The sequence below is a fragment of the Escherichia sp. MOD1-EC7011 genome (genome assembly GCF_002965005.1).
In the GTDB taxonomy this organism is placed as follows: Bacteria; Pseudomonadota; Gammaproteobacteria; order Enterobacterales; family Enterobacteriaceae; genus Escherichia; species Escherichia ruysiae.
In genome coordinates this window covers 151,174-174,596 of record NZ_PTRD01000027.1, presented here as the reverse complement: position 1 = coordinate 174,596, position 23,423 = coordinate 151,174, and the positions used below count along the sequence as shown (strand labels likewise).

The following is a 23,423-nucleotide window of genomic DNA, read 5'->3' as shown; positions in this document are numbered from 1 at the left end:
GATGCTTAACATGGAATACCAACTTACCCTTAACTGGCCCGATTTTCTTGAACGCCACTGGCAGAAACGTCCGGTAGTGTTAAAACGCGGCTTTAATAATTTTATTGACCCAATCTCTCCAGACGAGTTAGCGGGTCTGGCGATGGAAAGCGAAGTCGACAGTCGGCTGGTCAGTCACCAGGATGGTAAATGGCAGGTCAGCCACGGTCCATTCGAAAGCTACGATCATCTCGGTGAGACCAACTGGTCATTGCTGGTGCAGGCAGTAAATCACTGGCATGAACCAACCGCCGCGCTGATGCGTCCGTTTCGTGAACTGCCGGACTGGCGCATTGACGACCTGATGATCTCATTTTCCGTACCCGGCGGCGGCGTCGGCCCGCATCTCGATCAATACGATGTGTTTATTATCCAGGGAACCGGTCGTCGTCGCTGGCGAGTGGGCGAAAAGCTGCAAATGAAACAGCACTGCCCGCACCCGGATCTGTTACAGGTCGATCCGTTCGAAGCCATCATCGATGAAGAGCTGGAGCCTGGCGATATTCTTTATATTCCGCCGGGATTCCCGCACGAGGGCTACGCGCTGGAAAATGCGATGAACTACTCTGTCGGTTTTCGTGCGCCCAATACGCGGGAGCTGATCAGCGGTTTTGCCGATTATGTTCTGCAACGTGAGCTGGGCGGTAATTATTACAGCGATCCGGATATCCCTCCTCGCGCCCATCCGGCTGATGTTCTGCCGCAAGAGATGGATAAATTGCGTGAGATGATGCTTGAACTGATCAACCAGCCGGAACACTTTAAACAGTGGTTTGGCGAGTTTATTTCCCAGTCACGTCATGAACTGGATATCGCGCCGCCAGAGCCGCCTTATCAGCCGGATGAAATCTACGATGCGCTGAAACAAGGTGATGTGCTGGTGCGCCTGGGTGGTCTGCGCGTATTGCGCATTGGTGATGATGTATACGCCAATGGTGAAAAGATCGATTCTCCGCACCGTCCGGCACTGGATGCGCTCGCCAGTAATATTGTGCTGACCGCCGAGAATTTTGGCGATGCGCTGGAAGATCCGTCATTCCTCGCGATGCTCGCGGCGCTGGTCAATAGCGGGTATTGGTTCTTCGAAGGGTAAGTTTGGATGTAAGCCGGATGCGGCATCACATGCCGCATCCCTTTTCGCTTACTTCCGTTGCGCCGTTAACTCGGCAATACGCACGATCACCTGCACCGCTTTTTCCATTCCTTCCAGGGTCACAAACTCATGTTTACCATGATAGTTGTAACCGCCAGTGAACAGGTTCGGGCACGGTAATCCCATAAACGACAACTGCGCGCCGTCGGTGCCGCCACGGATCGGCTTCAGATCCGGTTCAATATCACAATCGCGCATCGCCTGCTGGGCGATATCGAGAATATGCGGATGATCCACAATTTTCTCGCGCATGTTGTAGTAACTGTCTTCAATCACCAGTTCAATGTAGCAATCAGGGTGCAGCCCTTTGCCCACTTTCTTGGCAATCTCCATCATCTTACGTTTACGCGCTTCAAACTGTTTACGATCGAAATCACGAATGATGTAGTGCATATCGGCGCGCTCAACGGTGCCTTTCATGCTCGTCAGGTGATAAAAACCTTCATAACCTTCGGTAGTTTCTGGGCTTTCATCCGCCGGAACTTCTGCATGAATGCGTGCGGCCAGCGATAGCGCGTTAACCATCACGCCTTTTGCCGAGCCAGGGTGAACGTTGTTACCGACAATTTTGATATTCACCGATGCGGCGTTGAAGTTTTCAAACTCCAGTTCGCCTACGCCACCACCATCGACGGTGTAAGCCCAACGAGCATCAAAGGCGTCAACATCAAAGTGTTTCGCCCCTTTCCCCACTTCTTCATCTGGCGTAAAGGCGACGCGAATATCGCCATGCGGAATGTTTTTCTGCTGCAATACCGCCAGCGCGGTCATAATTTCCGCAATACCGGCTTTATCGTCAGCGCCCAATAGCGTTTTGCCATCGGTGGTGATCAGCGTCTGCCCCAGCAATTGATGCAGAACCGGGAACATCACTGGTGACAAGACTTCGTCGCCAATACCCAGCGCGATGTCCCCACCACGATAGTTTTCAACAATTTGCGGATTTACATTTTTACCGCTGCAATCCGGAGAGGTATCCACATGAGAAATAAAACCAATCGCCGGGATATCGCCAGGAACGTTAGCCGGTAACGTCGCCATTAGCGTTCCTTTCTCACTTAAGGTCACATTGATAAGCCCCATCTCTTCGAGCTGATCTTTCAACAAATGCAATAACTTCCACTGACCTTCCGTGCTGGGAACCTGTCTCACTCCCGCTTTTGATTGGGTATCCAGAGACACGTAGTTCAAAAAACGCTCAAGTAGTTTATCCATGTAGTCACCCTCACTTTTCGTGACAACATTATTAAGAAGCAAGAAAAGACAAATATTGCGTCAGGTCACTTTTACCCCTGCAAGCGGGAATATTTATCAACATTACCTTAATCAATATAAAGCTAAGCCAGTAATTCACAACAAGGATTGGCGATTCCGATGGTTTGCCGTAGAATTACCGCCCTCATTAAGAGTCACCAAGGTGGTTAACCACAAACCCCGCATCGGTAAGCCATCCGTTGCGTTTACATGGGACAGAGTAAAAAATTGAATAAACAACCGAGTTCGCTTTCACCGCTGGTGCAATTGGCGGGAATTCGCAAATGCTTTGATGGTAAAGAAGTCATTCCCCAGCTTGATCTGACTATCAACAATGGCGAGTTCCTCACGCTGCTTGGCCCTTCTGGCTGCGGTAAAACAACCGTTCTTCGCCTGATTGCGGGTCTGGAAACTGTTGATTCCGGGCGCATCATGCTGGATAACGAGGACATCACCCACGTTCCGGCGGAAAACCGCTATGTGAACACCGTTTTCCAAAGCTACGCGTTATTCCCCCACATGACCGTATTCGAAAATGTGGCCTTTGGGTTGCGTATGCAAAAAACCCCCGCTGCTGAAATTACGCCTCGCGTGATGGAAGCCCTGCGGATGGTGCAACTGGAAACCTTCGCTCAACGCAAACCGCATCAACTCTCCGGCGGTCAGCAGCAACGTGTGGCCATTGCCCGCGCGGTGGTTAACAAGCCTCGTCTGTTGTTGCTTGATGAATCGCTTTCCGCGCTGGATTACAAACTGCGCAAACAGATGCAGAACGAGTTAAAAGCGTTACAGCGAAAACTTGGCATTACTTTCGTCTTCGTTACCCACGACCAGGAAGAGGCACTCACTATGTCTGACCGGATTGTGGTGATGCGCGATGGTCGCATTGAACAAGACGGCACACCACGTGAAATCTACGAAGAACCCAAAAACCTGTTTGTTGCCGGATTCATTGGCGAAATCAATATGTTTAACGCCACGGTGATCGAACGTCTCGACGAGCAACGCGTACGCGCCAACGTTGAAGGCCGCGAGTGTAATATCTACGTTAACTTCGCCGTTGAACCTGGGCAAAAACTGCATGTTCTGTTACGCCCGGAAGACTTACGTGTTGAAGAGATTAACGATGATAACCACGTCGAAGGGTTGATTGGTTACGTTCGCGAACGCAACTACAAAGGCATGACGCTGGAGTCAGTTGTCGAACTGGAAAATGGCAAGATGGTGATGGTCAGCGAATTCTTTAATGAAGATGATCCTGACTTTGACCACTCTCTCGACCAGAAAATGGCCATTAATTGGGTAGAAAGCTGGGAGGTCGTACTGGCTGATGAAGAACACAAGTAAGTTCCAGAATGTAGTGATTGTCACTATCGTCGGTTGGCTTGTGTTGTTTGTCTTTCTGCCCAACCTGATGATCATTGGCACCAGCTTTTTGACCCGCGACGACGCAAGTTTCGTCAAAATGGTCTTTACGCTGGATAACTACACACGTCTGCTCGATCCGCTCTATTTTGAAGTGCTCGTGCACTCACTGAATATGGCGCTGATCGCCACTCTCGCCTGCCTGGTGCTGGGCTACCCGTTTGCCTGGTTTCTGGCAAAACTGCCGCATAAAATGCGACCGCTGCTGCTGTTTCTGCTGATTGTTCCGTTCTGGACAAACTCGCTGATTCGTATCTACGGGCTAAAAATTTTCCTCAGCACCAAAGGCTATCTCAACGAGTTCCTGCTGTGGCTGGGCGTTATTGATACCCCAATTCGCATCATGTTCACCCCCAGCGCGGTGATTATCGGTCTGGTTTACATTCTGCTACCGTTTATGGTGATGCCGCTGTACTCCAGTATCGAAAAACTGGATAAGCCGTTGCTTGAGGCAGCGCGCGATCTCGGTGCCAGCAAGTTACAGACTTTTATCCGCATCATTATTCCACTGACGATGCCGGGGATTATTGCCGGATGTCTGCTGGTGATGCTGCCAGCCATGGGCTTGTTCTATGTGTCCGACCTGATGGGCGGTGCGAAAAACCTGCTGATCGGTAACGTCATCAAGGTACAGTTCCTCAATATTCGTGACTGGCCGTTTGGTGCAGCCACCAGCATTACGCTGACTATCGTAATGGGCCTGATGTTGCTGGTTTACTGGCGCGCTTCTCGTCTGCTGAATAAGAAGGTGGAACTCGAATGATCGGTCGACTGCTTCGCGGCGGTTTTATGACCGCTATCTACGCGTACCTGTATATCCCAATCATTATTTTGATTGTGAACTCCTTTAACAGCTCGCGCTTTGGCATCAACTGGCAGGGTTTTACCACCAAATGGTATAGCCTGCTGATGAACAACGACAGCTTGTTACAGGCAGCGCAGCATTCACTAACAATGGCGGTGTTTTCGGCGACGTTTGCTACGCTTATCGGTTCACTGACGGCAGTTGCGCTGTACCGTTATCGCTTTCGTGGTAAGCCGTTCGTTAGCGGAATGCTGTTTGTGGTGATGATGTCACCAGATATCGTGATGGCGATTTCGCTGCTGGTGCTGTTTATGCTGCTGGGTATTCAGCTTGGCTTCTGGTCGCTGCTGTTCTCGCATATCACCTTCTGCCTGCCATTTGTGGTGGTGACAGTGTATTCGCGCCTGAAAGGTTTTGACGTGCGAATGCTGGAAGCGGCGAAAGATCTCGGTGCCAGCGAATTTACCATTCTACGGAAAATCATTTTGCCACTGGCAATGCCGGCTGTGGCTGCGGGCTGGGTGCTAAGCTTTACCCTGTCGATGGACGATGTGGTAGTTTCGTCGTTTGTCACCGGACCGAGCTATGAAATTCTACCGTTAAAAATTTATTCGATGGTCAAAGTCGGCGTATCGCCAGAAGTTAACGCGCTGGCAACCATATTACTGGTGCTGTCGCTGGTAATGGTAATTGCCAGCCAGCTTATTGCTCGTGACAAAACGAAAGGTAACACAGGGGACGTTAAATGAAAAAATGGTCACGCCACCTGCTCGCGGCGGGTGCTCTGGCACTGGGCATGAGCGCCGCTCACGCCGATGACAACAACACGCTGTATTTCTACAACTGGACCGAGTACGTGCCGCCAGGACTGCTTGAACAGTTCACCAAAGAAACCGGTATTAAGGTTATCTATTCGACTTACGAGTCGAACGAAACCATGTACGCAAAACTGAAAACGTACAAAGACGGTGCCTATGACCTGGTGGTTCCTTCAACCTATTACGTCGATAAAATGCGTAAAGAAGGGATGATCCAGAAGATCGATAAGTCGAAGTTAAGCAACTTCAGCAACCTCGATCCAGACATGCTCAACAAGCCTTTTGACCCGAATAACGACTACTCCATTCCGTATATCTGGGGTGCGACGGCGATTGGCGTTAACGGTGATGCGGTGGATCCGAAATCCGTTACCAGCTGGGCCGATCTCTGGAAGCCTGAGTACAAAGGCAGCCTGCTGCTGACCGATGATGCCCGTGAAGTATTCCAGATGGCACTGCGTAAGCTGGGCTACTCCGGTAACACCACCGATCCGAAAGAGATTGAAGCTGCATATAACGAGCTGAAAAAACTGATGCCAAACGTGGCAGCGTTTAACTCCGATAACCCGGCTAACCCGTACATGGAAGGCGAAGTTAACCTCGGCATGATCTGGAACGGTTCTGCTTTCGTTGCGCGCCAGGCGGGTACGCCAATTGACGTGGTGTGGCCGAAAGAAGGCGGCATTTTCTGGATGGACAGCCTGGCGATCCCGGCAAATGCCAAAAACAAAGAAGGCGCGCTGAAATTGATCAACTTCCTGCTGCGCCCGGATGTGGCAAAACAGGTTGCCGAAACTATCGGTTATCCAACGCCAAACCTTGCGGCGCGTAAGCTGTTAAGCCCGGAAGTAGCGAACGATAAAACGCTCTACCCGGATGCTGAAACCATTAAAAATGGTGAATGGCAGAATGACGTTGGCGCAGCCAGCAGCATTTATGAAGAGTATTATCAGAAGCTGAAAGCAGGACGTTAATTCAGCAAACGGGCGGTGGTATTACCGCCCGTTTTTTATTTAGCAAGGAAGTGACATATGAGTCAGGACAGTAACGTTTTATCCCGCTCTTTCGTCGGTATTGGTTTGGTACTGCTCGTTATTTCTGTTGTTATATTTTACAACCAGTTCACCTATACCAAAAATGCGATGCATACCAAAGGGGTCATTGTTGATGCCGTCTGGTACAACAATCATTCAAACGACGTCGGTGATAATGGTTCCTGGTATCCAGTGGTTGCCTTTCGCCCTACACCAGATTACACGCTAATTTTTAATTCAAATATTGGTAGTGATTTTTATGAAGATAGCGAAGGTGACAAAGTCAATGTCTATTATCCGCCAGGGCATCCAGAAGAAGCCGAAATAAACAATCCCTGGGTTAATTTTTTTGAATGGGGCTTTGTTGGCATAGCAGGCATTATTTTCGGTGGTATCGGTCTGATAATCATGGTCCCCTCCTCTAAAAAATCACGCAGGAACAGGAAGTCCCGCCCATGAAAAAATTCATACGAGTAAAAGTTAAAAGAGGCCGATAAAGTGCGCGTGTATTATGCCGGATGCGGCGTTAACGCCTTATCAGGCCTACAAAACCCGCAAATTCAATTAATTGCGCCCTATCGTAGGCCTGATAAGCGTAGCGCATCAGGCTATTACTCCTGATTTATAATCCCTTCAGCAACTTTTCAACAAACTCTGGCACCACCTGGCTTGCCGGGCCGTAATATTTCTCGGCAAATTCGTTACCAACCTGGCTCGGCTCAAGATTGAGTTCCACGGTGTGCGCGCCATGCAATTTTGCTTCATGAACAAAACCGGCCGCCGGATAAACATGCCCGGATGTGCCAATGGCAATGAAAATATCCGCCATCGCCAGTGCCATATAAATTTCATCCATGCCAAGCGGCATTTCGCCAAACCACACCACGTGCGGGCGCAGCGGAGCCGGAAACTGGCAGCAATGACATTTATCTTCTGGCGTAACATCACCAGTCCAGTCGAGAACCTGCCCGCTTTGCGAACAACGTACTTTCAGCAATTCTCCATGCATATGAATCACATTGGTATTGCCTGCGCGTTCATGCAGGTTATCGATATTCTGCGTCACCAGCAAAAAGCGGTCGCCGAGGGCATCTTGCAGTTTAGCCAGCGCAAGATGCGCGGCGTTAGGCTGTATTTCTGGCTGCTGTAACTGTCGGCGACGAGCGTTATAAAACGCTTGCACCAGTTCAGGGTCGCGATCAAAGCCCTCTGGCGTCGCAACATCTTCAACACGATGTTCTTCCCACAGGCCATCTGCGGCGCGAAAGGTACGAATACCTGATTCCGCAGAAATACCAGCCCCTGTCAGTACGAGTACTCTTGGTTTTTCCATTGCTTCCGACACCACTTTATCTCTGAAAAAAATACGCTGACGTAAACGCTCGCGCAGGCGGCGTTTATTTTTACGAAAACGACTTAACCGATGACCCCGACGCGACAGCATAGCAACCTCTGTTGTTTAATCGGTTAGATGTAGGAAGGCAGCTCCACGCATTCCGCCTGCATCACCGTGGCGCGCGCGTTCAATGCGCGGAACACGAGCTACAGGTAAGAGATGACGAGGCAGCCTGTCCGCCAGTTGCGTTGTGATTGCCGGGAAATTGGATAACCCACCGCCAATGACCACCAGATCAGGGTCAATAATGGTCAGGATGTTTCCCAGACAAACCGCTAATAGATCCAGATAACGCTCAACATGCGCCCTTGCCTGCTCATCGCCTTGATCATAAAGCGCAATAATTTCGGGAGCCTGCAACGGTTGATGATAATAGTGTTGATACAGCCACGCAAAACCGCGACCAGACAGATAATTTTCAATGCAGCCATGCTGACCACAGCCGCAGCGGCGTAATGGGAAATCAAGCCCCATCATGGTTAACGCATCGACCGGCAGACGCATATGACCAAACTCGCCGGTAATATAGCTTTTACCCGTCACCGCTTTACCGTTAAACACCAGTCCACCGCCAACGCCAGTGCCGAGAATTAACCCCATCACCAGCGGATATTGGGTAAATTCATCATCCCAGGCTTCAGAAAGGGCAAAACAGTTCGCGTCATTATCAAGTCGCACATCGCGCTCAAGACGTGCGCTCAGGTCGGCACGCAGCGGTTTACCGCTGGCAGCGGGGACATTGGCGGCATACAGCGTGCCATCTTCTGTTTCCGGCATTCCCGGAATACCGATGCCGACAGAACCTTTACAGCCAAAACGCTGATCGGCTTCGACGACCAGCTCGCACACTGCATCTAAAAATGCGTCATAGCTGTTACGCGGTGTCGGCACCCGCTTTTCCCACTGCAACTGCCGACTGCTATCAAATACGCCAAGCGCAATTTTTGTTCCACCAATATCAAACCCGTAATACATTGCCGCTCCTTGTTTTAATGTACTGCCTTTACTGGCCGCTAAGGACTCGCGCAGGGTCAATATTGCTGGCGCGCCGCGCCGGATACCAACTTGCCAAAAGACTCAGCAACAATGCTGTGACCAGTACGTAGAAGACATCCAGCCAGTGCAATTCCGATGGCAGGAAGTCAATAAAATAGATATCGCTGGAGAGGAACTGATGACCGATCAGCTTTTCAATCCACTCGATGATCGGAGTAAGTTGCAGCGAAACCACTACGCCGATAATCACACCACACAAGCTGCCGAACAACCCTGCCAGTAATCCATACCAGACAAAAATGGCGCGAATTAAACCGTCTTTCGCGCCCAGCGTTCTTAATACTGCGATATCGCCACTCTTGTCTTTTACCGCCATCACTAAAGTGGAGACGATGTTGAAACAGGCTACGCCAATCACCAGTACCATCGCCAGATACATAATGGCGCGGATCATCTGGATATCACGATACATATAGCCGTAAGTGCCGATCCAGCTCTTGATATAAACATAGCTATTGGTCACTTCGCCCGCGTCACGCACCAGTTTGTTGGCGTTAAATACATCCGTCATTTTAAGGGCAATACCTGACACACTGGAACCCATATCAAGATATTGTTGGGCATCCGCCAGCGGGATCATGGCAAAACTGTGATCGAGTTGACCGCTCAGCTGCAAAATTCCGGCAATTTGCAAGCGCACACGTTTTGGCTGCATCAGTTTATGCTCGGGATTCGAATTTGGGATCATGATCGACACCCAATCGCCCTGCTTCACTTTTAACGCATCCGCTACGCCTTTGCCGATAATAATCTGCTGCTCACCGGCTTTAAAATTGTTCCAGGCATCACCCTGAACAAACGAGGGCAGCGCACTTAGGCGCTGTTCCTGTTGCGGATCAACCCCTTTAACCTGAAGCGCGCGCAGATTTGCTCCGCTTTCCACCAGCCCCGTGAAATTGATATACGGCGCAGCAGCGGCAATACCTGGCACTTTTTGCACGTTATCCAGTGCTTCCTGCCAGTTAGTCCACGGCTGATCCACTGCTTCAATTTCGCCATGCGGTACTACCGCCAGAATGCGGTTATTCAGTTCACGTTCAAAGCCGTTCATCGCGCTTAAGCCGACGATCAATACCGCCACGCCAAGTGCAATGCCAATGGTAGAAATGACGGAGATCAGCGACACCATGCCGCCACGCCGCCGTCCGCGACTAAAACGCAGACCAATTAATAACGATAAAGGCATCGCCATTACTCCGCCCCCATCAGGCTCAGTTCCGCCGTCAGACGACCATCACGCATTTCTAACTGGCGGCTCATACGTTTCGCCAGTTGCAGATCGTGAGTAACCACCAGGAAGGCGGTGCCCTGCAAGCGATTCAACTCCCCAAGCAACTGGAAGATGCTGTCGGCGTTACGTGCGTCAAGGTTACCGGTAGGTTCATCTGCCAGTACCAGACGCGGGTTATTGACCAGCGCACGGGCAATCGCCACACGCTGACGTTCGCCGCCGGAAAGTTCGGATGGACGGTGATTCGCGCGATGCTCCAGCCCCACCGCTTTTAACATTTCCAACGCTCGACTGTTGATTTCAGCGGGCTTTTTCTTGCCAATCAGCAGCGGCATAGCTACGTTTTCCAGGGCGGTAAAATCCGGTAGCAGGTGGTGAAACTGATAAATAAAGCCCAGCTTCTGGTTGCGCAGTTCTGCTTTTGCCGCCGACGACAGTTTGCTCATCGGCTGACCGTTAAAAATCACATCACCGGAAGTTGGCGTATCCAGCCCGCCCAGCAGGTGCAGTAAGGTACTTTTACCGGAACCTGAACTGCCGACGATAGCCATCATTTCGCCTTCACCCACGCTGAAACTGACATTGTGCAGCACGTCGGTTTGCACACTGCCTTCCTGATAGCGTTTGCACAGGTTGTCGCATTGCAACAGGATCTTATTCATAACGTAAAGCCTCAGCGGGTTGAGTGGCGGCAGCGCGCCAGGAAGGGTAAAGCGTAGAAAGCAGCGCGATAGCCATCGCCACCAGCGCAATAATAATGACCTGTAAAGGTTCGATAGCGACCGGCAGCGCCGCGCCATCAAGCAGGACGCCGATTATCGGCATCAGATTATTCAACTGGCTGGCAAGCAGCGCACCAAGCGCCGCGCCCAAGATCGCACCAATAATTCCGGCGCTGGCACCCTGTACCATAAAGACCATCATGATTTGTCGCGGAGTTAAACCTTGCGTTTGCAAAATCGCCACTTCGCCCTGCTTCTCCATCACCATCAGCCCCAGCGAGGTAATAATGTTAAACGCCGCAACGGCGACAATCAGGCTCAGCAGCAAGCCCATCATATTTTTTTCCATACGCACGGCCTGGAACAGCTCACCTTTACGGTCGCGCCAGTCCTGCCATTTACTGCCTTCTGGCAGTTTTTGCTGGCTTAACGAATCCACTTTCAGCGGCTCATCCAGCCACAGACGCCAGCCGGTGATATTACCTGCCGGATAACGCATCAGACGCGAGGCATCCTCAATATTCACCAGCATTTCATAGCCGTCGACTTCACTGTTGGCGGCAAAAGTGCCAATCACATTGAACAGACGCTGACTTGGAATACGCCCCATCGGCGTGAACTGGCTGGCGGAAGGCACCATCACGCGGATTTGGTCGCCGCGATTGACACCTAACTGTGAGGCAAGCTGTTCACCGAGGATGACATTATATTTCCCCGGCTCGAGGTTGGCTTGCTTCACATTGACCAGATACGGGGTTAGCGGATCTTTTTGCGCCGGATCGATACCTAGCATGACGCCTACCGCCACGCTGCGTGCGCTTTGCAGCACCACATCACCAGTAGTGATAGGCGCGACGCGATTTACGCCGTCCAGTTTGACTGCCGATTCCGGGAGTTTCTGCGGGTTAAGAGAGCCCTGCTCCGAAGAGAGGATCGCCTGTGGCATCAGGCCAAGGATGTTGTTTTGCAGCTCGCGCTCAAAGCCGTTCATCACTGACAATACTGTGACCAGCGCCATCACCCCGAGGGTAATGCCGATGGTAGAAAGCCAGGAGACGAAACGACCGAAGCGATCCGCTGCACGCCCACGCATGTAACGCAGGCCAATAAATAGAGCGACAGGTTGGTACATGAAATCCGTCTGGTTGCTGTTAGCAAAGACACGAGTATATAAGCGAAAGCAGGATGGGTAAACGCCTGAACTGTAAGTGATCATCAGGGCTAATCTGAAAAGCATCCATAAATCAATCGGCTAAATTGCCATATTTTACCAGCAGGCTTGCAGCCTGATCTTAATCTGAAAAATCATCTAATACAGACAGATACCCATTACACCTCGGTTAATAACCAGCAGGATCAGTTGTTGGTAAATTAATAAAAGAGCGTGTTCTTCTGATGAAACAAAAAGAACTATGGATTAACCAGATCAAAGGGTTATGCATCTGTCTTGTGGTGGTTTATCACTCGGTAATCACCTTTTACCCGCATCTGACCACTTTTCAGCATCCGTTATCGGAAGTCCTGAGCAAATGCTGGATCTATTTCAATCTTTACCTTGCGCCCTTCCGTATGCCGGTTTTTTTCTTTATCTCCGGCTATTTGATTCGCCGCTATATCGACAGTGTGCCGTGGGGAAATTGTCTCGATAAACGGATCTGGAGCATCTTCTGGGTGCTGGCGCTGTGGGGTATCGTCCAGTGGCTGGCGCTGAGCGCACTGAATCAGTGGCTGGCACCTGAGCGCGATTTAAGCAATGCCTCCAATGCCGCTTATGCCGATTCCACCGGTGAGTTCCTGCACGGGATGATCACCGCCAGCACCAGCTTGTGGTATCTGTATGCTTTAATTGTCTATTTCGTGGTGTGTAAAATTTTTAACCGCCTGGCGCTGCCATTATTCGCCCTGTTTGTACTAATGAGTGTGGCTGTTAATTTCGTTCCCACGCCGTGGTGGGGAATGAACAGTGTGATCCGCAATTTGCCTTATTACAGCCTTGGCGCTTGGTTTGGCGCAACATTAATGACCTGTGTTAAAGAAGTACCGTTGCGCCGCCATCTGCTGATGTCTTCGCTGCTGGCCGTTCTGGCGGTCAGTGCCTGGTTGTTTAACGTGTCGCTACTCCTGTCGCTGGTATCGATTGTGGTGATCATGAAGCTGTTTTATCAGTACGAGCAGCGTTTCAGTATGCGCTCCTCCAGCCTGCTGAATGTGATTGGTTCCAACACCATTGCCATCTACACCACCCATCGCATTCTGGTAGAGATATTCAGCTTGAGTCTGATTCCGCAAATGAACGCAGCACGCTGGTCGCCGCAACTCGAACTGACGCTCCTGCTGGTTTACCCCTTTGTCAGTTTGTTGATTTGTACTGTTGCTGGCTTGTTGGTACGCAAAATTTCACAACGCGCATTCAGCGATCTGTTGTTCTCCCCGCCTTCTCTGCCTGCAACCAGTTACTCTCGCTAAGCCATCGCCCCAGCCGGGGCGATTCAATTTGCTAAACCATGTCGATTCCGGATAATGAACAGCATTGCTTATCAGAGATATGCCCCCATATGTTGAGGCATATCCTAACGAGAATCTGACAACCGTTATGCCTGAACAATATCGTTATACGCTGCCCGTCAAAGCGGGTGAACAGCGTCTGCTGGGCGAGTTAACCGGCGCTGCCTGTGCGACGCTGGTAGCGGAAATTGCCGAACGTCACGCCGGACCGGTGGTGCTCATCGCACCAGATATGCAAAATGCTCTGCGTTTGCATGATGAAATCAGCCAGTTCACCGACCAGATGGTGATGAATCTGGCGGACTGGGAAACCCTCCCTTACGACAGTTTTTCGCCTCATCAGGATATTATCTCCTCGCGTCTTTCCACCCTTTACCAGTTACCAACAATGCAGCGTGGTGTACTGATTGTTCCGGTGAATACGCTTATGCAGCGCGTTTGCCCGCACAGTTTTCTCCACGGTCATGCGCTGGTGATGAAAAAAGGTCAGCGCCTGTCACGAGATGCATTGCGTACCCAACTGGACAGCGCCGGTTATCGCCATGTTGATCAGGTAATGGAGCACGGTGAATACGCCACGCGCGGTGCGTTGTTGGATCTCTTCCCGATGGGGAGTGAGCTGCCTTATCGTCTTGATTTCTTTGATGATGAAATCGACAGCCTGCGAGTATTTGATGTCGATAGCCAGCGCACGCTGGAGGAAGTTGAAGCCATCAACCTACTGCCCGCACACGAATTTCCGACCGATAAAGCGGCAATTGAACTGTTCCGCAGTCAGTGGCGTGATTCTTTCGAAGTAAAACGCGATCCAGAACATATTTATCAACAAGTGAGCAAAGGCACATTGCCTGCCGGGATCGAGTACTGGCAACCGCTGTTCTTCAGCGAACCGTTGCCGCCACTGTTCAGTTATTTCCCTGCAAATACACTGCTGGTGAATACTGGCGATCTGGAAAACAGTGCCGAACGTTTCCAGGCTGACACGCTGGCGCGTTTTGAGAATCGCGGCGTCGATCCGATGCGTCCACTACTGCCGCCACAATCGCTCTGGCTGCGGGTCGATGAACTGTTCTCAGAGCTGAAAAACTGGCCGCGTGTACAGCTAAAAAATGAACATTTACCGACAAAAGCAGCGAATGCCAATTTAGGCTTTCAGAAACTGCCAGACCTTGCCGTTCAGGCGCAGCAAAAAGCCCCGCTGGATGCGCTGCGTAAATTTCTTGAATCTTTCGACGGCCCGGTGGTGTTCTCGGTAGAAAGTGAAGGTCGCCGTGAAGCACTCGGTGAACTGCTCGCCCGTATTAAAATTGCTCCGCAACGCATTATGCGCCTCGATGAGGCCAGCGACCGTGGGCGTTATCTGATGATTGGCGCTGCCGAACATGGTTTTGTCGATACGGTGCGTAATCTGGCACTGATTTGCGAAAGCGATCTGCTCGGTGAACGCGTTGCCCGTCGTCGTCAGGATTCTCGCCGCGCCATCAACCCCGATACACTGATCCGCAATCTCGCGGAACTGCATATTGGTCAGCCGGTGGTGCATCTGGAGCACGGTGTCGGGCGCTATGCCGGAATGACCACGCTGGAAGCTGGCGGCATTACCGGCGAGTATCTGATGCTCACCTATGCCAACGACGCCAAACTGTATGTTCCGGTGTCGTCGCTGCATCTGATTAGCCGTTACGCGGGTGGCGCGGAAGAAAATGCCCCGCTGCATAAACTTGGCGGCGATGCGTGGTCACGCGCTCGGCAGAAAGCGGCAGAAAAAGTGCGTGATGTGGCGGCGGAATTGCTGGATATCTACGCTCAACGCGCCGCCAAAGAGGGTTTCGCGTTTAAACACGATCGTGAGCAATATCAATTGTTCTGCGACAGCTTCCCGTTCGAAACCACGCCGGATCAGGCGCAGGCCATTAATGCGGTGCTTAGCGACATGTGTCAGCCGCTGGCAATGGATCGTCTGGTGTGCGGCGATGTTGGCTTTGGTAAAACAGAAGTAGCGATGCGCGCCGCTTTCCTGGCGGTAGAGAACCACAAGCAGGTGGCGGTGCTGGTGCCAACAACTCTGCTCGCGCAGCAGCATTACGACAACTTCCGCGACCGTTTCGCCAACTGGCCGGTACGCATCGAAATGATCTCCCGTTTCCGCAGCGCCAAAGAGCAGACGCAAATCCTTACGGAAGTGGCGGAAGGGAAAATCGATATTCTGATCGGTACGCACAAACTGCTGCAAAGTGACGTCAAGTTTAAAGATTTAGGCCTGCTGATTGTCGATGAAGAACACCGCTTCGGGGTGCGTCATAAAGAGCGCATTAAAGCGATGCGCGCGAACGTGGATATTCTGACACTTACCGCAACGCCGATCCCACGAACGCTGAATATGGCGATGAGCGGAATGCGCGATCTGTCGATTATCGCCACGCCGCCCGCCCGTCGTCTGGCAGTTAAAACCTTTGTCCGTGAGTATGACAGTCTGGTGGTCAGAGAGGCTGTCCTGCGTGAAATTCTGCGCGGGGGACAGGTTTATTATCTCTACAATGATGTGGAAAACATTCAGAAAGCCGCCGAACGGCTGGCAGAACTGGTGCCAGAAGCGCGGATCGCCATCGGTCACGGGCAGATGCGTGAGCGCGAACTGGAACGGGTGATGAATGATTTCCATCATCAGCGTTTTAACGTGCTGGTTTGTACCACAATTATCGAAACCGGGATCGACATCCCTACCGCCAACACCATTATTATTGAACGCGCAGATCACTTCGGTCTGGCGCAACTACACCAGTTGCGCGGCCGCGTCGGACGTTCGCATCACCAGGCATATGCATGGCTGCTGACGCCGCACCCGAAAGCGATGACTACCGATGCGCAAAAACGTCTCGAAGCGATTGCTTCTCTGGAAGACCTTGGCGCGGGCTTTGCGCTGGCAACGCACGATCTGGAGATTCGCGGCGCCGGTGAACTGCTCGGCGAAGAACAAAGTGGCTCGATGGAAACTATCGGTTTCTCGCTTTATATGGAGTTGCTGGAAAACGCCGTCGATGCACTGAAAGCCGGACGCGAGCCGTCGCTCGAAGATCTCACCAGCCAGCAAACGGAAGTCGAACTGCGGATGCCGTCGCTGTTGCCGGATGACTTCATTCCTGATGTAAATACCCGTCTGTCGTTCTATAAACGTATTGCCAGCGCCAAAACGGAAAGCGAGCTGGAAGAGATCAAAGTCGAACTTATCGATCGCTTCGGCCTGCTGCCGGATCCGGCGCGAACCCTACTGGATATTGCCCGTCTGCGCCAGCAAGCGCAGAAGCTGGGGATCAGGAAGCTGGAAGGAAACGAGAAAGGCGGTGTGATCGAATTTGCTGAGAAGAATCACGTGAATCCTGCCTGGCTGATTGGTTTGCTGCAAAAACAGCCGCAGCATTACCGCCTTGATGGCCCGACGCGCCTGAAGTTTATTCAGGATTTGAGCGAGCGGAAAACGCGAATCGAATGGGTGCGCCAGTTTATGCGTGAACTGGAAGAGAACGCGATCGCTTAATGGTAAATTGGGGGCGTTTCTTCGCCCCCATCCCCAACATTTACAAATTCTTTGCACTTCCCTGCACTATCCGACACTGTCACCATCCATAATTCAGACTTATCTTTTTATTACAATAACCTTATATTTATTATGGACTTTTGGTGATGATCAAAACGCGTTTTTCTCGCTGGCTAACGTTTTTTACGTTCGCCGCTGCCGTGGCGCTGACGCTACCGGCAAAAGCCAACACCTGGCCGCTGCCGCCTGCGGGCAGTCGTCTGGTGGGCGAAAACAAATTTCATGTGGTGGAAAATGACGGCGGTTCGCTGGAAGCGATCGCCAAAAAATATAACGTCGGTTTCCTCGCGCTGTTACAGGCCAACCCCGGCGTTGATCCGTATGTACCGCGCGCAGGCAGTGTGTTAACCATTCCATTGCAAACTTTACTGCCAGACGCGCCGCGTGAAGGCATTGTGATCAACATTGCGGAGTTGCGTCTCTATTACTACCCACCGGGCAAAAATTCAGTGACCGTGTACCCCATCGGCATTGGTCAGTTGGGGGGTGACACGCTGACGCCGACAATGGTGACTACCGTTTCGGACAAGCGTGCAAACCCAACCTGGACGCCGACTGCAAACATCCGCGCCCGTTATAAAGCCCAGGGGATTGAGCTTCCACCAGTCGTTCCGGCAGGACCGGATAACCCGATGGGCCATCATGCGATTCGTCTGGCGGCCTATGGCGGTGTCTATTTGCTTCACGGTACGAACGCCGATTTCGGTATTGGTATGCGGGTAAGTTCTGGCTGTATTCGTCTGCGTGATGACGATATCAAAACACTTTTCAGTCAGGTCAGCCCCGGCACCAAAGTGAACATTATCAACACGCCGATTAAAGTCTCCGCTGAACCAAACGGCGCACGTCTGGTGGAAGTGCACCAGCCGCTGTCAGAGAAGATAGATGACGATCCGCAATTGTTGCCGATTACGCTCAACAGTGCGATGCAGGCATTTAAAAATGCTGCGCAAACTGACGCCGAAGTGATGCAGCACGTAATGGACGTGCGTTCCGGAATGCCGGCTGATGTGCGTCGTCATCAAGTGAATCAGCAAACGCTGTAAATCGCGGACAAAAAAATCCCCGCAGCACAGGTTGTTGCGGGGAAATAGCAGCAATAACAGGCATTAATGAGGGTTAATGCTTATTTATAAATTACCGCCGTTCCGTGGAGGGTATTCGGACCGGTTACTGAAGTAATACGGAAAGATTTTGCGCCCATCTCATCCGCTTTTTGTGCCAGTTGTTCTTCCAGCGATCCCAGATTTGTCCCCGCGTTAGCACTGATAGTGCCCACTTTTTGTTGACCTTCTGGTGTTGCCTGAACTTCGACAGCCGCAAAGCTGGCAAATGACATGGAGCTTAAAATCGCCGCAGCGATGAGGGTTTTTACATTTTTCATAATAGTGACCTTATGCAGATGAATAGCGTCGCAAGCAATTACTTAACGATCGATAACTAAATGATAGATGTGATCTTGATCACATACAAGATGTTTTTTATAACAATCATTAATTAAATTAAAACCCTTTAAATTTCAGTTAAATAGAGGAAATTTATTTTTCTGTCTTCTGGACTGGTGAACGGAAGTGATTATTTTTATAATAACCGTTCATTCACAGCTACAAGGTACAACGGCATCATGGCAACTGACTCAACACATTGTGTAAAAAAAAGCCGTGGTCGCCCAAAAGTGTTCGACAGGGAAGCCGCGCTTGATAAGGCCATGAAGTTGTTCTGGCAGCATGGTTATGAAGCCACTTCTCTTGCCGATCTCGTCGAAGCGACCGGAGCCAAAGCGCCAACGCTATATGCGGAGTTCACCAATAAAGAGGGATTATTCCGCGCCGTACTTGATCGCTATATCGACCGTTTTGCCGCAAAGCACGAAGCACAACTGTTTTGTGAAGAGAAAAGTGTGGAGTCTGCGCTGACTGACTATTTCGCAGCCATCGCCAACTGCTTTACCAGCAAAGACACCCCTGCTGGCTGCTTTATGATCAACAACTGCACCACGCTCTCCCCGGATTCAGGAGATATCGCCAATACGTTGAAATCACGCCACGCGATGCAAGAACGCACCTTGCATCAGTTTTTATGTCAACGCCAGGCGCGCGGGGAAATCCCTGCCCACTGTGACGTAACGCATCTGGCGGAATTCCTTAACTGTATTATTCAGGGGATGTCGATCAGCGCCCGCGAAGGCGCATCGCTGGAAAAACTGATGCAGATTGCCCGAACCACTTTGCGTTTATGGCCGGAACTGGTGAAATAAAGTGCAAAAAAAGCCCCTCAGCCTGAGCGAATGAGGGGCTAAATTGCAGAGTACAGCCTTGTTATACTTTGTTATTCAGAACCAGTTGTCCGTTGTTATCTAATTGGATTTGTGTACCCGGATCGCGGTCCATACGAATTTTGCCCTGCTGATCGCCAATCTTATAGGTCACGTCATAGCCGAGCATTTTTTCTGACTTGTCATACACCGTTTTACAACGCTGTTGGGTGGTGGTGTAAGTATCACGTTCCTGGAGAGAGCCCTGAATCTGGTTACCAGCATATCCACCACCGAGCGCCCCGACGACTGTAGCAACATCCTTACCGCGACCACCGCCAAACTGATGCCCTATCACCCCACCAGCCACAGCGCCCAGAACCGAACCCGCAATGCGATTTTCATCCTGCACCGGTCGGCGATGAGTCACTGTGACATTGCGGCACTCCTGGCGCGGTGTTTTAACCGTTTCCTTGATTGGGATTGCAGAAACAACCTGAGCGTATTGCGGGCCACGTTCAAACACGTTCAGGCTGGCCACTGCCGCTACGCCCAGCGCAGCCGCGACACCAATCCCGATACCCGCCAACATTGATTTATTCACGGGAACACCTCCTTCTTTGCAGTTATGTCAATCATGCAAGCGAAGGGGTGAAACAACCATCAGACAGAAGATGAAAAGCGCAGGAATGGCAGGAAATACTTAAGGATTCGGAGGAGTCTGAGGGAATGCCTGATGCGACGCTTAACGCGTCTTATCAGGCCTGCCGCTCATACTATTTATCCTGGGCGGATAAGGCATTTACGCCGCATCCGCCAGTACAAGTTGATTAATGCAGTTTCAAACGCGGACGGATAACGCGGTTGATACTCCCCACCAGTATCATTAATCCGGTTTTAAAGTAACCATGTAGCGCAATCTGATGCATTCGGTACAGCGAGATATACACAAAGCGCGCAATACGTCCTTCAATCATCATTGAGCCGCGCGTCAGGTTACCCATCAGGCTACCGACGGTAGAGAAGTTCGACAGCGATACCAGCGAACCGTGATCTTTATACTGATAATTTTTCAGCGGTTTGCCATTCATCTGCGCCAGAATATTGTTCATTGCGCAGGTAGCCATCTGGTGTGCGGCCTGAGCGCGCGGCGGAACAAAACCCCCTTCCGGACGCGGGCATGACGCACAGTCGCCAATAGCATAAATGTCTGGATCGCGCGTGGTTTGCAGCGTCGGTTCCACCACCAGCTGGTTGATACGGTTGGTCTCCAGCCCACCAATATCCTTCAGGAAATCTGGCGCTTTGATCCCGGCAGCCCACACCATCAGATCAGCCTCAATATATTCGCCATCTTTAGTGTGCAGCCCCCCTTCATCGGCGCTGGTGACCATGGTTTGCGTCAGCACGCGAACGCCCAGTTTCGTTAACTCATTGTGGGCGGCAGCAGAGATACGTGGCGGCAGCGCAGGCAAAATACGTTCGCCCGCTTCTACCAGCGTTACGTTCAACGCTTCGTTGGTCAGGCCTTTGTAACCGTAGCTGTGCAGTTGCTTGACGGCGTTGTGCAATTCAGCGGAGAGTTCTACACCCGTCGCGCCGCCGCCAACAATCGCAATATTCACTTTGCCATTCGCGCCCAGGTTGGCGGAGTATTTCAGGAACAGATTCAGCATCTCCTGATGGAAACGATGCGCCTGATGCGGGTTATCGAGGAAAATACAGTTCTCTTTTACACCCGGCGTATTGAAATCGTTAGAGGTGCTGCCCAGCGCCATCACCAGCGTGTCATAGGCGATTTTACGTTCCGGAACCAGCAGTTCACCTTTTTCGTCGCGCAGTTCTGCAATAGTGATTGTTTTCGCTTCACGATCAATATCAATTACGGAACCCAGCTGGAACTGAAAACCATGATTACGCGCATGAGCCAGGTAGCTCAGTGCATCGACGCCTTCATCAAGCGAGCCAGTCGCCACTTCGTGCAGCAGCGGTTTCCACAGGTGGCTGTGGTTACGATCGACCAGCGTAATTTTGGCTTTTTTCTTGCGTCCCAGCTTATGCCCCAGCTGTGTCGCCATTTCCAGCCCACCAGCACCGCCGCCGACAATCACAATTTTTTTCAATGGCGTAGTCAACGTGACCCCCTTAAATTTATTAACCAATTGTTAATTAATAGTTATTAAGATAGCTCTTAATTAACAACAGGTTACAGCAATGAAAATGTTCTTCGCTATTGAGAATAACATGAATGGTGCATTGGTCATACCAAAATTGATGTTAATCAAGTTTTGTTGCTGAAAAGATAGGCGACTTTACCGGGTGAGATCAAAAAACAGAGTTTATTGTTTATTATTTAAGCGGACTCGGGAGAGTGAGGCGTATATAGAGGGCAGTTGGTGGGCCTGATAAGATGCGCAGCATCGCATCAGGCATTGGTACACGGCTGTCGGATGTGGCGTGGACGCTTCATCCAACCTACAGAATCCGGGGCGCATCAGATATAGGCAAGGTTACCTGATGCGACCGAGGATAGCTTTAACCGAGGGTTTTGAACGCCTTAATGCGCTGCAAATGCGGAGAGATATTTTTGAATTTGTGCGTCTGATCTTCGTCCCAGACAATCTCGTAATAATGATGCAACTCTTCAGATGTCCGCTGACTATTAAGCGCCTCATCATTACGCGACAATATCACCAGACAACGATCGCGATTCTTCTCGCGGAAGTTAGTCACACATTTAGTCGCGATGTCGGCGTACTCTTCCGGGCGATCAATCTTCCCTTCCATGTTCTCGTAAGGGAACAAATTAGGGTTGAAGATCACCTGGCGGATATCACAGAGAAAACCAATCCGTTCCGCCCAGTATCCGCCCAGACCAACGCCGCAAATTAGCGGGCGCTCGTCGACGTTCAGTTGCAGCATTTTGTCTACTTCTTTGAGCAGATGCTGCATATCGTGTTTCGGATGCAGAGTGCTGTAGCTTATCAAGCGCACATCCGGGTCAATAAACTGCAATTGTAAAACTTTCTCGTGGTTACCCGGACTGTTAGAGTCAAAACCGTGTAAATAGATAATCATCGCTTCCTCACATAAGCCAGGGTTAGTGACCTGCTTTCTCTTCCTGCCAGCGTTCATGTAACTGATTCAGACGGGCGCTGATCTCTTTCCAGCGAGCCGAGTCCATCAGCTCCTGTCGCGAAAATGAACCTTTATGATACAAACGTGTAACACGCTCTGCCTTGATCGGTGACAGATTATCTAACACGCTGACGGCCCCTTTACGATTATTGCAGACCAGGATCATATCGCAACCCGCATCCAGTGATGCCTGCCCACGTTCGGCATAACTGCCCATAATCGCGGCACCTTCCATCGATAAATCGTCTGAGAAAATCACGCCGTCAAACCCCAGCTCCTGACGTAAAACAGTTTTCAACCAGTAGGGAGAACCGCTAGCCGGACGCGGATCAACATCGCTGTAGATCACATGCGCAGGCATAATGGCGTCGAGTTTATTTTCGCGAATTAACGTACTGAAGACCGACATATCTTTGGCGCGAATTTCCGCTTGCGGACGTGGGTCGCACGGTGTCTCTTTGTGCGAATCCGCCGTTACTGCACCGTGGCCAGGAAAATGTTTACCGGTGCTTTTCATTCCGGCTTCATGCATACCATCAATAAACTGGCTGGCGATTGCGAGGGCTTTTTCGGGATCGGCATGGTAAGAACGCTCGCCTATCGCCGCGCTAATGTGCCCTACGTCCAGCACGGGTGCAAAGCTGATATCAATATCCATGGCGATCATTTCGCTGGCCATCAACCAGCCTGCCTCTTGCGCCAGTTTGCCGCCTTCTTCCATTCCCAACAGCGCAGCGAATGATTGCGCCGCTGGCAAGTGGGTAAAACCTTCACGAAAACGCTGCACTCGCCCACCTTCCTGATCCACCGCCACCACCAGATGATTGCGCGAAGCTGTGCGGATTTGGCGCACCAGTTCGCGTAATTGCGCAGGATCATGATAGTTACGCGTAAAGAGAATCAGCCCTCCCACCAGCGGGTGCGCCAGTATTTCACGCTCTTCCGCGTCCAGTTCGTAACCTTCAACATCCAACATTACTGGACCCACACTGCTCTCC

21 protein-coding genes are annotated in these 23,423 nt (G+C 51.1%); 10 read left to right on the top strand and 11 right to left on the bottom strand.

Annotated elements, in window-relative coordinates; all coding sequences use genetic code 11:
• Positions 1–10 precede the first annotated feature (10 nt).
• Positions 11–1,132 (top strand): [50S ribosomal protein L16]-arginine 3-hydroxylase, encoded by a 1,122-nt coding sequence (gene roxA / locus A7098_RS15065; RefSeq protein ID WP_000456504.1) that lies wholly within the window; start codon positions 11–13, stop codon positions 1,130–1,132.
• 48 nt (positions 1,133–1,180) lie between these two features.
• On the opposite strand, the gene pepT is transcribed toward roxA, so the two are convergent.
• Positions 1,181–2,407: a peptidase T gene (gene pepT, locus A7098_RS15060; protein ID WP_000359429.1), complete on the bottom strand. Its 1,227-nt coding sequence runs from the start codon at positions 2,405–2,407 to the stop codon at positions 1,181–1,183.
• Positions 2,408–2,656: 249 nt separating this feature from the next.
• Here pepT and potA point away from each other — a divergent pair, with 249 nt between their 5' ends.
• The 5 genes from potA to A7098_RS15030 are packed head-to-tail and all read left to right on the top strand — an operon-like array spanning position 2,657 to position 6,987.
• On the top strand, positions 2,657–3,793 hold the full coding sequence (gene potA / locus A7098_RS15050) for a spermidine/putrescine ABC transporter ATP-binding protein PotA (protein ID WP_105281021.1): 1,137 nt from the start codon (positions 2,657–2,659) through the stop codon (positions 3,791–3,793).
• Complete coding sequence (gene potB, locus A7098_RS15045) at positions 3,777–4,634, top strand: spermidine/putrescine ABC transporter permease PotB (RefSeq protein ID WP_105281020.1); 858 nt, start codon at positions 3,777–3,779, stop codon at positions 4,632–4,634. The genes potA and potB overlap by 17 nt, the downstream gene beginning before the upstream one ends.
• The gene (potC, locus tag A7098_RS15040) at positions 4,631–5,425 is read left to right on the top strand and encodes a spermidine/putrescine ABC transporter permease PotC (RefSeq protein ID WP_000580316.1); all 795 of its coding nucleotides are present in this window, start codon (positions 4,631–4,633) and stop codon (positions 5,423–5,425) included. Before potB ends, potC begins: the two co-directional genes overlap by 4 nt.
• Positions 5,422–6,468 (top strand): spermidine/putrescine ABC transporter substrate-binding protein PotD, encoded by a 1,047-nt coding sequence (gene potD / locus A7098_RS15035; RefSeq protein WP_000759309.1) that lies wholly within the window; start codon positions 5,422–5,424, stop codon positions 6,466–6,468. The genes potC and potD overlap by 4 nt, the downstream gene beginning before the upstream one ends.
• Before the next feature lie 57 nt (positions 6,469–6,525).
• Entirely contained in the window at positions 6,526–6,987 is a 462-nt protein-coding gene (locus tag A7098_RS15030; RefSeq protein WP_105281019.1) for a DUF3592 domain-containing protein, read from the top strand.
• A gap of 163 nt (positions 6,988–7,150) precedes the next feature.
• Here the strand turns inward: A7098_RS15030 and cobB are convergent, their stop codons facing one another.
• The 5 genes from cobB to lolC are packed head-to-tail and all read right to left on the bottom strand — an operon-like array spanning position 7,151 to position 12,065.
• Positions 7,151–7,972, bottom strand: a complete 822-nt coding sequence (cobB, locus tag A7098_RS15025; protein ID WP_032225396.1) for a Sir2 family NAD+-dependent deacetylase — start codon at positions 7,970–7,972, stop codon at positions 7,151–7,153.
• 15 nt (positions 7,973–7,987) lie between these two features.
• Positions 7,988–8,899, bottom strand: coding sequence for an N-acetylglucosamine kinase (gene nagK, locus A7098_RS15020; RefSeq protein ID WP_000291315.1), 912 nt, complete (start codon positions 8,897–8,899; stop codon positions 7,988–7,990).
• A gap of 28 nt (positions 8,900–8,927) precedes the next feature.
• Positions 8,928–10,172, bottom strand: coding sequence for a lipoprotein-releasing ABC transporter permease subunit LolE (lolE, locus tag A7098_RS15015; RefSeq protein ID WP_001251371.1), 1,245 nt, complete (start codon positions 10,170–10,172; stop codon positions 8,928–8,930).
• The gene (lolD, locus tag A7098_RS15010) at positions 10,172–10,873 is read right to left on the bottom strand and encodes a lipoprotein-releasing ABC transporter ATP-binding protein LolD (protein WP_001033695.1); all 702 of its coding nucleotides are present in this window, start codon (positions 10,871–10,873) and stop codon (positions 10,172–10,174) included. The genes lolE and lolD overlap by 1 nt, the downstream gene beginning before the upstream one ends.
• Positions 10,866–12,065 carry a lipoprotein-releasing ABC transporter permease subunit LolC gene (lolC, locus tag A7098_RS15005; RefSeq protein ID WP_000284716.1) on the bottom strand — a complete coding sequence of 400 codons (1,200 nt, stop codon included), beginning with the start codon at positions 12,063–12,065 and terminating at the stop codon, positions 10,866–10,868. Before lolC ends, lolD begins: the two co-directional genes overlap by 8 nt.
• A 263-nt stretch (positions 12,066–12,328) precedes the next feature.
• On the opposite strand from lolC, the gene A7098_RS15000 reads away from it, so the two are divergent.
• The 3 genes from A7098_RS15000 to ldtC all read left to right on the top strand — a co-directional run bounded on the left by A7098_RS15000 (position 12,329) and on the right by ldtC (position 18,079).
• Entirely contained in the window at positions 12,329–13,399 is a 1,071-nt protein-coding gene (locus tag A7098_RS15000) for an acyltransferase family protein (protein ID WP_105281018.1), read from the top strand.
• Between the two features lie 127 nt (positions 13,400–13,526).
• The gene (mfd, locus tag A7098_RS14995) at positions 13,527–16,973 is read left to right on the top strand and encodes a transcription-repair coupling factor (protein ID WP_085460632.1); all 3,447 of its coding nucleotides are present in this window, start codon (positions 13,527–13,529) and stop codon (positions 16,971–16,973) included.
• Between the two features lie 143 nt (positions 16,974–17,116).
• Positions 17,117–18,079: a L,D-transpeptidase LdtC gene (gene ldtC / locus A7098_RS14990; RefSeq protein ID WP_105281017.1), complete on the top strand. Its 963-nt coding sequence runs from the start codon at positions 17,117–17,119 to the stop codon at positions 18,077–18,079.
• Between the two features lie 80 nt (positions 18,080–18,159).
• Here the strand turns inward: ldtC and bhsA are convergent, their stop codons facing one another.
• Positions 18,160–18,417 (bottom strand): multiple stress resistance protein BhsA, encoded by a 258-nt coding sequence (gene bhsA / locus A7098_RS14985; protein ID WP_000800147.1) that lies wholly within the window; start codon positions 18,415–18,417, stop codon positions 18,160–18,162.
• 240 nt (positions 18,418–18,657) lie between these two features.
• Between bhsA and comR the strand changes: the two genes are divergently transcribed.
• A complete protein-coding gene (gene comR, locus A7098_RS14980) occupies positions 18,658–19,290 on the top strand; it encodes a TetR family copper-responsive transcriptional repressor ComR (RefSeq protein WP_032225406.1) in 633 nt (210 codons plus the stop codon).
• 61 nt (positions 19,291–19,351) lie between these two features.
• On the opposite strand, the gene A7098_RS14975 is transcribed toward comR, so the two are convergent.
• From A7098_RS14975 to nagZ, 4 genes are all read right to left on the bottom strand, one after another.
• Positions 19,352–19,891 carry a glycine zipper 2TM domain-containing protein gene (locus A7098_RS14975; RefSeq protein WP_024212421.1) on the bottom strand — a complete coding sequence of 180 codons (540 nt, stop codon included), beginning with the start codon at positions 19,889–19,891 and terminating at the stop codon, positions 19,352–19,354.
• 226 nt (positions 19,892–20,117) lie between these two features.
• Complete coding sequence (gene ndh, locus A7098_RS14970) at positions 20,118–21,422, bottom strand: NADH-quinone dehydrogenase (protein ID WP_032225408.1); 1,305 nt, start codon at positions 21,420–21,422, stop codon at positions 20,118–20,120.
• A gap of 400 nt (positions 21,423–21,822) precedes the next feature.
• Entirely contained in the window at positions 21,823–22,365 is a 543-nt protein-coding gene (ycfP, locus tag A7098_RS14965; RefSeq protein ID WP_000587921.1) for an alpha/beta hydrolase YcfP, read from the bottom strand.
• Positions 22,366–22,387: 22 nt separating this feature from the next.
• The gene (nagZ, locus tag A7098_RS14960) at positions 22,388–23,413 is read right to left on the bottom strand and encodes a beta-N-acetylhexosaminidase (RefSeq protein ID WP_105281016.1); all 1,026 of its coding nucleotides are present in this window, start codon (positions 23,411–23,413) and stop codon (positions 22,388–22,390) included.
• Between the last annotated feature and the right edge of the window lie 10 nt (positions 23,414–23,423).

Coding starts and splice junctions, on each gene's coding strand:
- A7098_RS15000 (WP_105281018.1), top strand. CDS start 12,329: ATGAAACAAAAAGAACTATGGATTAACCAGATCAAAGGGTTATGCATC.
- comR (WP_032225406.1), top strand. CDS start 18,658: ATGGCAACTGACTCAACACATTGTGTAAAAAAAAGCCGTGGTCGCCCA.
- potB (WP_105281020.1), top strand. CDS start 3,777: ATGAAGAACACAAGTAAGTTCCAGAATGTAGTGATTGTCACTATCGTC.
- A7098_RS15030 (WP_105281019.1), top strand. CDS start 6,526: ATGAGTCAGGACAGTAACGTTTTATCCCGCTCTTTCGTCGGTATTGGT.
- ycfP (WP_000587921.1), bottom strand. CDS start 22,365: ATGATTATCTATTTACACGGTTTTGACTCTAACAGTCCGGGTAACCAC.
- potA (WP_105281021.1), top strand. CDS start 2,657: ATGGGACAGAGTAAAAAATTGAATAAACAACCGAGTTCGCTTTCACCG.
- roxA (WP_000456504.1), top strand. CDS start 11: ATGGAATACCAACTTACCCTTAACTGGCCCGATTTTCTTGAACGCCAC.
- bhsA (WP_000800147.1), bottom strand. CDS start 18,417: ATGAAAAATGTAAAAACCCTCATCGCTGCGGCGATTTTAAGCTCCATG.
- pepT (WP_000359429.1), bottom strand. CDS start 2,407: ATGGATAAACTACTTGAGCGTTTTTTGAACTACGTGTCTCTGGATACC.
- cobB (WP_032225396.1), bottom strand. CDS start 7,972: ATGCTGTCGCGTCGGGGTCATCGGTTAAGTCGTTTTCGTAAAAATAAA.
- mfd (WP_085460632.1), top strand. CDS start 13,527: ATGCCTGAACAATATCGTTATACGCTGCCCGTCAAAGCGGGTGAACAG.
- lolE (WP_001251371.1), bottom strand. CDS start 10,172: ATGGCGATGCCTTTATCGTTATTAATTGGTCTGCGTTTTAGTCGCGGA.
- potC (WP_000580316.1), top strand. CDS start 4,631: ATGATCGGTCGACTGCTTCGCGGCGGTTTTATGACCGCTATCTACGCG.
- lolC (WP_000284716.1), bottom strand. CDS start 12,065: ATGTACCAACCTGTCGCTCTATTTATTGGCCTGCGTTACATGCGTGGG.
- potD (WP_000759309.1), top strand. CDS start 5,422: ATGAAAAAATGGTCACGCCACCTGCTCGCGGCGGGTGCTCTGGCACTG.
- lolD (WP_001033695.1), bottom strand. CDS start 10,873: ATGAATAAGATCCTGTTGCAATGCGACAACCTGTGCAAACGCTATCAG.
- nagK (WP_000291315.1), bottom strand. CDS start 8,899: ATGTATTACGGGTTTGATATTGGTGGAACAAAAATTGCGCTTGGCGTA.